The 10,777-nt window shown below is 71.2% G+C and carries 7 protein-coding genes and 1 riboswitch; of the genes, 3 read left to right on the top strand and 4 right to left on the bottom strand.

The genetic code is table 11. From position 1 onward, the window contains the following. Nucleotides 1-293 precede the first annotated feature (293 nt). The gene (locus E1264_RS33395; protein ID WP_132179931.1) at nt 294-830 is read right to left on the bottom strand and encodes a hypothetical protein; all 537 of its coding nucleotides are present in this window, start codon (nt 828-830) and stop codon (nt 294-296) included. Between the two features lie 156 nt (nt 831-986). Here E1264_RS33395 and E1264_RS33390 point away from each other — a divergent pair, with 156 nt between their 5' ends. Both E1264_RS33390 and katG read left to right on the top strand, forming a co-directional pair. Further along, entirely contained in the window at nt 987-1,418 is a 432-nt protein-coding gene (locus E1264_RS33390) for a Fur family transcriptional regulator (protein WP_165964512.1), read from the top strand. A 30-nt stretch (nt 1,419-1,448) separates the two neighbouring features. After that, nucleotides 1,449-3,671 (top strand): catalase/peroxidase HPI, encoded by a 2,223-nt coding sequence (katG, locus tag E1264_RS33385; RefSeq protein WP_132179929.1) that lies wholly within the window; start codon nt 1,449-1,451, stop codon nt 3,669-3,671. A gap of 68 nt (nt 3,672-3,739) precedes the next feature. Here the strand turns inward: katG and E1264_RS33380 are convergent, their stop codons facing one another. Both E1264_RS33380 and E1264_RS33375 read right to left on the bottom strand, forming a co-directional pair. Then, on the bottom strand, nt 3,740-4,171 hold the full coding sequence (locus tag E1264_RS33380; protein ID WP_132179927.1) for a Fur family transcriptional regulator: 432 nt from the start codon (nt 4,169-4,171) through the stop codon (nt 3,740-3,742). Nucleotides 4,172-4,392: 221 nt separating this feature from the next. Beyond that, nucleotides 4,393-8,244 carry a multicopper oxidase domain-containing protein gene (locus E1264_RS33375; protein WP_165964511.1) on the bottom strand — a complete coding sequence of 1,284 codons (3,852 nt, stop codon included), beginning with the start codon at nt 8,242-8,244 and terminating at the stop codon, nt 4,393-4,395. A gap of 486 nt (nt 8,245-8,730) precedes the next feature. Here E1264_RS33375 and E1264_RS33370 point away from each other — a divergent pair, with 486 nt between their 5' ends. Further along, nucleotides 8,731-9,387, top strand: coding sequence for a DUF4360 domain-containing protein (locus tag E1264_RS33370; RefSeq protein WP_132179923.1), 657 nt, complete (start codon nt 8,731-8,733; stop codon nt 9,385-9,387). 201 nt (nt 9,388-9,588) lie between these two features. On the opposite strand, the gene E1264_RS33365 is transcribed toward E1264_RS33370, so the two are convergent. Next, nucleotides 9,589-10,245: a C40 family peptidase gene (locus tag E1264_RS33365; protein ID WP_132179921.1), complete on the bottom strand. Its 657-nt coding sequence runs from the start codon at nt 10,243-10,245 to the stop codon at nt 9,589-9,591. Between the two features lie 7 nt (nt 10,246-10,252). Next, nucleotides 10,253-10,395, bottom strand: a riboswitch (cyclic di-AMP (ydaO/yuaA leader). Nucleotides 10,396-10,777 lie beyond the last annotated feature (382 nt).

Raw genomic sequence — 10,777 nt, 5'->3', positions numbered from 1 at the left:
GTCAAGGAGTTCGCACTCCAGGACCAGGTCACGCACGACAAGTACGGGCTCGGGCGGATCCTGGAGGTGGAGCCGGGACGCGCCGTCCTGGTCGACTTCGGGACGCGGCGGGTCAGGATTCTCGCCCCGTACGAAAAGCTTTTCAAGCTCTGAACCCCCTGGCCGGTCGCGTGTGGAACGTGTTATCCAAACGATTGACCGGCGTTCATTTCGTAAAAAATCGGTGACCGCCCAGTCGTGGCGTAGAAAAGCATCACCGGTCCGGCTCGTGGCCCGGCCGGTGGTGACGGGAGTCAGTCGGTGGTGATGGAGTCCGTCCGCCACCAGGTGAACCGGTGGACGTACCGGGTGTGCGCGCCGCCGCGGTCGGGACGGCGGCCGTAGGTGAGGACGATGATGCCGCGCCCGCCCGCGCCGCCCTCCGCCGGATCGCCCGGCTCGCCCGAGCGCGGACGCGCGGGCAGCGGATGGATCTCGCCGAGCAGCAACCGGGCGGACGCGCGCAGCTCCAGCCGGAGGTCGAAGGCCCCGCGGCCCCGCATGGGGCTGCGGGCGAGGACGTCCTGCACCAGCGCCGTCAGCTGGTCGGCGAGCTCGTCGGCGGCGGAGCCCAGCCCCCACCGCCGCAGTGCGCGGCGGAACGCCCGGCGGACCTTCCGGTCCGGCGCGGCCGCCGCCGCGCGGCCGCCCGGCAGCAGCCGGCGGCCGGTGCGCAACCGCCACCTGCCGGTGCGCAGCACGGGCCGCCCGGCCTCGGCGGCCGGCTCGGTGAGCGGCCCGGTGAGCGGCCCGGTACGCGGTTCAGGATGATCGTTCGTTGACCTGGACAAAGGGGTTCTCCGGGTTACACAGGGGTTCTCCGGGTTGTCGCGTCACGGCACATGTGCCCGAGTTTCGTCCGCTCATGCGGCCCTCCCGGGAACATCCGCGAACACGATGCCGTCCAATTCTTGACTGATTCCAGAAAGTGAGCCAGCCTGTGGTGCGTGGCCACGGCCTTGGACTTCGGACAGATGCTGCGGGGGGCCGCTTTGCGCGTGACGCGTCCGCGCCTGGCGGTGCTCGAAGCGGTGCATGCGCACCCGCACGCCGACACGGACTCGATCATCGGCGCGGTGCGCCGCGACCTCCCGACGGTGTCCCACCAGGCCGTGTACGACTCGCTGCGCACCCTGACGGCGGCCGGTCTGGTCCGGCGCATCCAGCCGGCCGGGTTCGTGGCGCGCTACGAGTCGCGGGTCGGCGACAACCACCACCATGTCGTCTGCCGGTCGTGCGGGGTCATCGCCGACGCCGACTGTGCCGTCGGCGCGGCGCCGTGCCTGACCGCCTCCGATGACCGCGGCTTCACGATCGACGAGGCCGAGGTCGTCTACTGGGGCCTTTGTCCCGACTGTTCCACCACTGAGAGCCGCTGACACGCCTCGCAAAGCCCTGGGAGGACCCACATGTCCGAGAACACGGAGAACACCGGTTACGACGCCGCCGCGGAGGGCGGCTGTCCGGTCGCGCACACCCGCGCCCCCCACCCCACCGAGGGCGGCGGCAACCGCGGCTGGTGGCCGAACCGGCTCAACCTGAAGATCCTCGCCAAGAACCCCGACGTGACGAACCCCCTCGACGAGGGCTTCGACTACGCCGAGGCGTTCGCCGGCCTCGACCTGCCCGCCGTCAAGCGGGACATCGCCGAGGTGCTCACCACCTCCAAGGACTGGTGGCCGGCGGACTTCGGGCACTACGGCCCGTTCATGATCCGGATGGCGTGGCACAGCGCCGGCACGTACCGCGTCCACGACGGCCGGGGCGGCGCCGGGTCCGGCCAGCAGCGCTTCGCGCCGCTGAACAGCTGGCCCGACAACGCGAGCCTCGACAAGGCCCGCCGCCTGCTGTGGCCGGTCAAAAAGAAGTACGGCCAGCGGATCTCCTGGGCCGACCTGCTGGTGCTGACCGGCAACGTCGCGCTGGAGACGATGGGCTTCAAGACGTTCGGCTTCGCCGGCGGCCGCGAGGACGCCTGGGAGGCCGAGGAGGACGTCTACTGGGGCCCCGAGACCACCTGGCTCGGTGACGAGCGCTACAGCGGCGACCGCGAGCTGGAGAGCCCGCTCGGCGCCGTCCAGATGGGCCTGATCTACGTCAACCCGGAGGGCCCGAACAGCAACCCGGACCCGCTCGCCGCGGCCCGCGACATCCGCGAGACGTTCCGCCGCATGGCGATGAACGACGAGGAGACCGTCGCGCTGATCGCCGGCGGCCACACCTTCGGCAAGACGCACGGCGCGGGCCCCGCCGACCACGTCGGCCCCGAGCCGGAGGCCGCCCCGCTGGAGCAGCAGGGTCTCGGCTGGAAGAGCACCTACCGCTCTGGCGTCGGCCCGGACGCGATCACCAGCGGCCTGGAGGGCATCTGGACGCCCACCCCCACCACCTGGGACAACACGTTCTTCGAGACGCTGTTCCGCTACGAGTGGGAGCTGTTCAAGAGCCCCGCGGGCGCGCACCAGTGGCGGCCGAAGGACGGCGCGGGCGCCGACACCGTCCCGGACGCGCACGACCCGTCCAAGCGGACCCACCCGACCATGCTCACGACCGACCTCTCGCTCCGGTACGACCCGATCTACGAGCCGATCTCGCGCCGGTTCCTGGAGAACCCGGACGAGTTCGCGGACGCGTTCGCCCGCGCGTGGTTCAAGCTGACCCACCGCGACATGGGCCCGATCGCGCGCTACCTCGGCCCGGAGGTCCCGTCCGAGGTCCTCGTGTGGCAGGACCCCGTCCCCGAGGTCGACCACGAGCTCGTCGACGACGCGGACATCGCCGACCTCAAGCAGCGGCTCCTGTCCTCGGGCCTGTCGGTGTCGCAGCTGGTGACCACCGCGTGGGCGTCGGCGGCGTCGTTCCGCGGCACCGACAAGCGCGGCGGCGCCAACGGTGCCCGCATCCGCCTCGAACCGCAGAACACGTGGGAGGTCAACGACCCCGACGAGCTGCGGACCGTCCTCCGCACGCTGGAGGGCGTCAAGGAGTCCTTCGACTCCGCCCAGACCGGCGGCAAGCGGATCTCGCTCGCCGACCTGATCGTCCTCGGCGGCTGCGCCGCCGTGGAGCAGGCCGCCAAGGCCGCCGGGTACACCGTCACCGTCCCGTTCACCCCGGGCCGGACGGACGCGTCGCAGGAGCAGACCGACGTCGAGTCCTTCGAGGCGATGGAGCCGACCGTCGACGGGTTCCGCAACTACATCGGGAAGGGCAACCGGCTCCCGGCCGAGTACCTGCTGCTCGACCGGGCGAACCTGCTCACGCTGAGCGCGCCGGAGATGACCGTCCTCATCGGCGGCCTCCGGGTGCTGGGCGCGAACCACAAGGGGTCGCCGCTCGGCGTCTTCACCACATCGCCGGGGACGCTCTCGAACGACTTCTTCGTGAACCTGCTCGACCTCGACACCACATGGCACCCGACCTCCGAGGACGCGGAGACCTTCGAGGGCCGGGACGCCTCGGGCGCGGTCAAGTGGACCGGCAGCCGCGTCGACCTCGTGTTCGGCTCGCACTCCGAGCTGCGCGCGCTCGCCGAGGTCTACGCGAGCGACGACGCGGCGGAGAAGTTCGTGAAGGACTTCGTCGCGGCCTGGGACAAGGTCATGAACCTGGACCGGTTCGAGCTGCGCTGACCAGCGGCGACAGGGCCGGCCGGCGTCACGTCGGCCGGCCCTGGCGTTCGTTTCAGAAGCTGGTGGGGTCAGTCGTCCTTGGGGCGGCAGGTCGGGCAGAGGCCCCAGAACGTGACGTCGGCCTCGTCGATCAGGTAGCCGGCGTCGTCGACCGGGTCCAGGCAGGGCGGGTGCCCGACGACGCAGTCGACGTCCTTGACGGCGCCGCAGTTGCGGCACACCAGGTGGTGGTGGTTGTCGCCGACGCGTCCCTCGAACCGGGCCGGGCTCCCGGCGGGCTCGATGCGGCGCACCAGCCCGGCGGCGGTGAGCGCGTGCAGCGCCTCGTAGACGGCCTGGAGCGAGATGTGGCCGACCCGGTCGCGCACTCCGGACGCGAGGGCCTCGACCCCGAGGTGGTCGCCCGCCCGGACGGTCTCCAGCAGCGCGACGCGCGCGGCCGTCACCCGCAGGCCGACGCCGCGCAGTTCCTCGGCGGTGGTCAGGGGGGATGCGGTCATGGCGCCGTACCTACCCTCGCGGACGCGGAAGACTTCTGACAGCGAACGACACAAGTGTAAACGGACATTCGGTGAACGCCGCGCTCCCGATCCGGGGGTGTGGGCGAGCCCCGGATCGGGAGGCCGGACCGGTCGGCGGTCGGGGAGGACCGCCGACCGGCACGCGGGGCGGGCGGATCACCACGGACGGCGGGCCCATCGCGCGCACCGGCGGACGCGTGTCAGCGGACGCGGATCAGGCCCCACAGCCCCTCGGTCAGGGCCCAGCGGAACACGCCCGTCCGGTAGGCGTAGTCCCCGGGCTCCCCGGCCCTGAACGTCAGGGAGCGGAGCGTCCCGTTGGTCAGGCCGCCGATCGCGCCCATCCTCGGCGTGTCGAGGTGCTCCTCCATGGGCCACGTCGCGCCGTGGATCTGGAAGGAGTGGTTGCGCGGGCGGTCCGCCCCCACCGCCAGATGGACCTGGACGACGTCGCCCGGACGGCACCGCAGCACCGGAGTGCCCGGCTCGTCCACCGCCAGGGACGGACGGTGCGGGAACAGGTGAGCGCTCCGGTAGTTGAACGCCTTCTGGCCCGAGTCCTCCGGCTCGTCCTCCAGGTCGGTCACCGGTTGGGTGGGGTCGCCGTGGTGGTACTGGCGCACGCCGTCCTGGAGGATCAGGACCAGCTCGTGGACGTCCTCCGCACCGGGGCGGCGGATCACCGCCTGGGCCCCCGTCCACGCCCCGTGCGCCGGGGTGGCGTCGGACGGCTCCACCACCAGCGCGCCCACCAGGCCGCGGTGGCGGTGGGTGCGGAGGTCGGCGCGGTCCTCCAGGAGGATCACGCCGGGCGTGTCGGCGTACCAGCGGTAGGTGACGTCCCCGCCCGGCTTGACGGTCCCGTCGCCGTTGTGGCCGGCGAACGCGCCGTCGCTGTCGCGCACGTCGTAGCGCAGCGGCCCGACCGGATGCAGCGACACCCGCGCCGACACCTCCCGGTCGGCCGGGTCGTCCAGGGCCGGGAGCGGCGGGTCGTAGGGCGTCGGCTCCGGCGGGACGTCCACCTCGTTCGAGAGCGTCACCTCCACCCACTCCCCGGCCCGGCAGCGCAGCACGAGCGGCTCGCCCTCCGGCGCCCCGTCGACCGTGTAGACCAGGCCGAACGGGTCGCTGCGCCGGTCGCTGTAGTGGATCTCGCGGGCGACCGCCCGCACCCGGTAGCGGCGGACCTCGCGCGCGTCGGACGGCGGCGGCCCGCCATCGGTGAACGCGCCCGGCAGCGGCGGGAGATCGTCCTGCACCTCCTCGTGGAGGCGGAACAGGCCCCAGCAGCCGAGCCACGTGTCGTCGATGGCCGAGAACGCCCACATGTGGTCGCCCGCGCTGTGCGACGGGTCGATGTGCAGGCTGAACGCCTCGGAGATGCCGAGGGTCTGCTGCGTGCGCAGCGGCGAGCGCGGATCGTCGCGCCAGGCGTGCCAGCGCATGCCGTGCACGGTGAACCCGTGCTGCTCCTCGTGCGACCCCTGGTAGAGGCGGACGCGGAGCCGCTCGCCCGGATAGGCGTGCAGCAGCGGCGTCCGCGGGTCGCCGTGCGCGGCGCTGGAGAACCAGTCGGCCGGGTCGCCGGGACGCTCGTGCAGCGGCTCGCACCGGTACCCGACGGCCATGCCGCCCTGGTCGTCCAGGGCGCCGGGGAAGTCCGGCGGGTTGATCGGTTCGCGGTGCCCCCCGGTGCCGTGCTTGAACAGGGGGACGAAGTCGGCGATCGGGATCACCTGCTCGCGGAACGCGGTCCTGTCCGGAAGCTTCACCACGGCCTGCGCCGCGTTGCGCACCTCCCGGGCGTGGTCGTGCGGGTCGACCCAGACGGCGCCCTCCGGCTCGGCGATCATGGAGCCGAACAGGCCGTGCCGCTGCCGCTCGTTGGCGAGCAGGTGGTCGTGGAAGAAGACGACGCCGAACTCCTCGTCGCAGTACCACCGGTACATCCAGGAGCGGTAGCGCTCGTGGTCGTCCGGCCCGGCGTCGGCCGTGGTCGTCCCTGACAGGTAGTTCCAGCCGACGCTGGCGCCGTCCGACACGAGCGGGTCGAACTTCACCAGGTGGACGTGCAGCCCGCATTCCGGCTGGAACGGCAGGACGGCGTCGATCGCGGTCTCCTCGTGGCAGCCCGGCGGGAGCGCGTTGGTCAGGGTGAACTCGACGACCTCGCCCTTGCGGGCGCGGACCGCGATCGGCTCGATCTTCCGGGTGCCCTTGGCGAGCTCCTTCTGGAAGTTCTCGACCCCGCCCGCGGCGTCGACCTCTTCCTTCAGGACGAAGAAGACGCCGCGATCATCCTGCCAGGTCTCCTTGTGACCGCCGCCGTCGTGACCGCCGCCGTCGTGACCGCCGCCGTCGTGACCGCCGCCGTCGTGACCGCCGCCGTCGTGACCGCCGCCGTCGTGATCCCCGTGCTCGCCGCCGTGGTCGCCGCCGTGGTGGTGGCTCTCGAAGTAGTGCAGCGTGCCCTGCATGACGACGAGGTGGTAGCGGCGGACGGGCGCGTCCGGGTCCAGGGTGATCTTGGTGAACGCCTCGCCCGGCTGCGGGTCGGGGACGAACGCCGCCCGCTCCAGCGCGGACGGCTCCCGTCCCATCCCTTCGGGCATCGACGGTGTGCGCGGCGGGCGGGGCGACTTCTGCGGGAACGTCCCGTCCATGAACGCCGGGAAGCCCGGCCGCTCGGCGGTGGCGGCGGGCGGCTCCGGGCGTCCCGGGAGCGGGCGGAGCGGCGCGATGGGCGTGCCGTCCGGGTAGCGTCCCGCGCCGTCCTGGAGGACGTCGAAGACCCGCCACATCCCCCACATGCCGGAGTGGAAATGGGGATAGAGGTGGCAGTGGAAGATGATGTCCCCGGTCGCCGCCTGCACCGAGCCCGCGCCGCCGATCGGCTCGATCGTGAACGCCTGCTGCGGGCTGATCGTGACGGAGTCGATGACGGGCGACTCGTCGTGCCCGGGAACGGCCCTCCACTGGTGCAGGTGGAGGTGGAAGACGTGCGTCTCCTTCACCCCGGCATGGACCAGCCTGATCTTCGACGGGTCACCGCCGTAGGCGCGGAAGATCGGCGTGTCCGGGTCGCCGAACAGCCAGGAGCTGTGGTGCTGCTCCTCGCCGACGATCGCGTCCCGTACCGGGTCGATCTCGCCCGCTTCGAGCATCCGCTCGTAGGCGAGGGACCGCCAGCCCATCGGCTCGGTGCGGTAGCTCATGAGCATCATCGAGGCGGCGTGCTCGTTGTGTGCGGGTTCGTGCCCGTGGCCGCCTCCGTTGTCGTGGCCGCCTCCGTTCCCGTGGTCGTCGCCGTGGTCGGGGAACAGGACGGGCGCCAGCCGCTCGCCGCCCGCCGCGGGCGAGTGCGTGTGCGGTCGCGGCCGGTCGCACTCGTAGAGCGGGTGCGGCGGCAGGACGGGGTTGTCGTTGGGCGACTCGTCCTGCATGAACAGCGCGTACTCGCGGAAGCTCTCCTGCCCCGGGACGTGGACGTCGGCGTACAGGCCGTCCAGCAGCGGGTCTCCGGTGACCGGGTCGGTCCAGGTGGCGCCCTCGGGCTCGACGATCAGCGCGCCGAACAGCCCGTGGACCTGGGAGCCGTGCTCGCCGCCGCGGAGGTCGGCGAGGTCGCCGAGGAAGAACACGCCCTCGTGCACGGCGTCCCACTCGTAGACGATCGAGCCGCCCGGCGCGACGGCCGAGTCGGGGTTCCGGCCGACCGCGCCCCCGTCGCCGGTCACGACCCGGTGCCCGACGCCCTTGGCGTGGATCCCGGCCCGCTGCCGCAGCTCGTTGCGGAAACGGACGACGACCCGCTCGCCGACCCGGGCCCGCAGCACCAGCGGGCGGACGAGCGGATGCGGGTCGGGAAGCAGTTCCGGGTGCTTCAGCGGGTCGGGGAAGGGCGTGGGGAAGCTCTCCCTGACCTTGTTGAGCTCGGCCTCGTGCTCGGCTAGCGTGAAGATCATTCCGCTGCGGTCGTGGTCGCCGTGCGCGTCGAAGACGATGGGCACGTGCAGCGCGACGACGTCGTACACCCTCTTCACGGGCATCTGTGAATTCCCCCTGGAACTCCCGTTGTCTCGGCGGCCGCCGTCCCTCTGGTGGTGGCGGCCCTCGGCCTTCGCGGGGTTCGCGGGGTTTGCGAGGTGCGCGGGGCGTACGGGGTTCGCGGGGTTCTCTGCGCGGTGTGCGCGGGGTGTTGACATGTATGACGAACTGGGCAGTCAAGATGTTCCGGCCGAATCCGGTCAGTGCCCGGTGCGATGCCCGCGACCGCCTCCGGCGGGTGCCGAAAACTCGGTAAAGCCCGGCCTTAAAGGGCTTAGAAAACGCAAAGTTAATTGTTAATAAGACGCAAAGGCAAAGTGTTGACCAAGTCTGCGCGACCCGAATACCCTCTCGGATGATTCTCCAGACCGAGAGAATCGCCATTGACGTGTCGGCGTCAAAGTCACCGCAAATCCGCTGGTAAAAGCACCGGCGCGACGCGTGCGCGGCGAAGGCGTCGACCACGAACCCCCTGAGAGATCCGACCCATGAAGAACGCCACACGTACGGCGATCGCGGTGGGCGCTGCCCTGCTCCTCCCCACGCTGGCGACCGCCACCACCGCCTCCGCCTCCATCGATCCCCCCGCCGCAGACGCCGCTCCCGTACCGAGCAAGGTCACCATCGGCGTCGAGACCATCAACGGCTCGGGCTGCCCCGCCGGCACCACGAAGGTCACCCCCTCGCACGGCAACACCGCCTTCACCGTCACCTACGAAAAGTACGTGGCCTGGGCGGGCGGCGACGCGCCGTCCACGGACTTCCGGAAGAACTGTCAGCTCAGCGTGCAGGTCGACGCGCCCGAGGGCTACACCTACGCGGTCGTCGGGATCGAGTCCCGCGGCTACGCCCACCTCGAGGCCGGCGCCACCGCCGTCCGCCGCACGAACTACTACTTCCAGGGCAACGCGGAGTCGCAGGCCGTCACGCACACGCTCAAGGGCCCGTTCGACGACGACTGGAGGTTCGCCGACAAGACCGACACCCAGGGGCGGATCTTCAAGCCGTGCGGCAAGGACCGCAACCTGAACATCAACACCGAACTGCGGGTCGACAAGGGTGACTCGACCAAGTCCAGTTTCATCGCAATGGAATCCGCGCGCGGGAACTCCGTCTACCACCTCGTGTGGAAACGCTGCGACTGATTGGCGGAAGACCGAAAAGGCGAGCCTGATCGGATGGTCGCCATCTGATCACGCAACGTCGCCGGATTCGGTCAGATCATGATCCGGAGGGGGAGGCGCCCGCGCCTCCCCCTCCGGCCGTCTTGACTCACGCGTGCGAACGCCCGGCCGGTTCATCTCCGGCCGGGCGTCGCCTTGCGTTCGTTCCTGGACGTTCGCTTTCTAGAGGTTCTTCGGGCGGTAGGCCTTGTACTGGCTGCCGGAGTCGAGGCCGTAGTCGCGCTCCCGGTAGTCGGTGCCGTACCGGCCGCGCTGCTCGTACGCCCAGTAGGACGTGCGGTCCTTGTTGGCCCACTTCTCGAAGATGACGACGTGGCGCGTGGTGTTGGTGCCCTGGGCGTCCATGACGAGGTCGCCCTTCTTCAGGTCGTCCATGTCGATGCGCTCGGTGTACCTGGACGAGGTGAGGCCCTGGGTGTTCGGGCCCGGCTTCTCCAGCCCCAGCGTCATCGAGACGAAGCCGGAGCAGTCGGCGCGGTAGCCGTTGTGGCTGCGGACCTGGCTGTAGCGCACCCGGTCGTCGGTGCCCGGGTTCCAGGTCCTGGCCCGGGCGATCACCCGGGACCGGGCGTCCATCGTGGTGGACTTCTCGGCCTCGGCCTTCTCGCGGGACGCGTCCCGCGCGCCCTTCTGCTTGTGGGGGAGGACCTCCATGGCGGCGATCTGGTCGCCGGAGCGCGAGCCGGTGCCCGGGTCGGATTCGGACCCGATCGACGCCTGCGCGGTGCCCGCGACCACGCCGAAGAAGGCGAGGCCGAACAGGGCGCCGGTGGCACGGGGGCCTAGGGGAAAGCGGTTTTTGGCGTGCTTGCCTTTCAAGGGGTCTCCTTGGCTTCCAGGACGCCTACCGGGTTAGCTGACGGGTTCGGACGTGGAAGTCGCCCTTCGGCCTGGGGGCAGGCCGATTCACCCCAGTGCAAGGTGTGGGTCCCCGGCTCCGCGCGACGGCGGACTCGGCGTTGCCGCTGCGATCCTGAGGGCACGACGGCCCGTCCACGGGACCCGGTGTCCCGCGTGCGAAAGAGCGGCGCTGATGGTGCGGCGCCCCAGGAGGGGGCGCAGCTCTGCGAACAGGTCCTGGCTTTCGCTCAGCGTCCGCACGTCGGCGTGCGCATGGCCGGGCTGAGGAACGGGGTCTCGGGGAGACCGCACGGCAGGACCGTCACGAGACGACGCGTGGGTCGCGCCGCCGCCACCCCCGTCCGGCGGTGCCGTCCGGGGGGCCGTGTCCGGACGGACACGGTGGGGCAAAGCGCCTGGCGAGCGCCTTGGTGAGCGACAAGCTACTCCCTACCCCAATGGAAGGCAAACCGGGACAAAATCAACAACGTCCCAGCTCAGCGCACAGGCG

Source organism: Actinomadura sp. KC216 (assembly GCF_004348535.1).
GTDB lineage: Bacteria > Actinomycetota > Actinomycetes > Streptosporangiales > Streptosporangiaceae > Spirillospora.
This window is presented reverse-complemented; position numbering and strand designations above follow the sequence as displayed.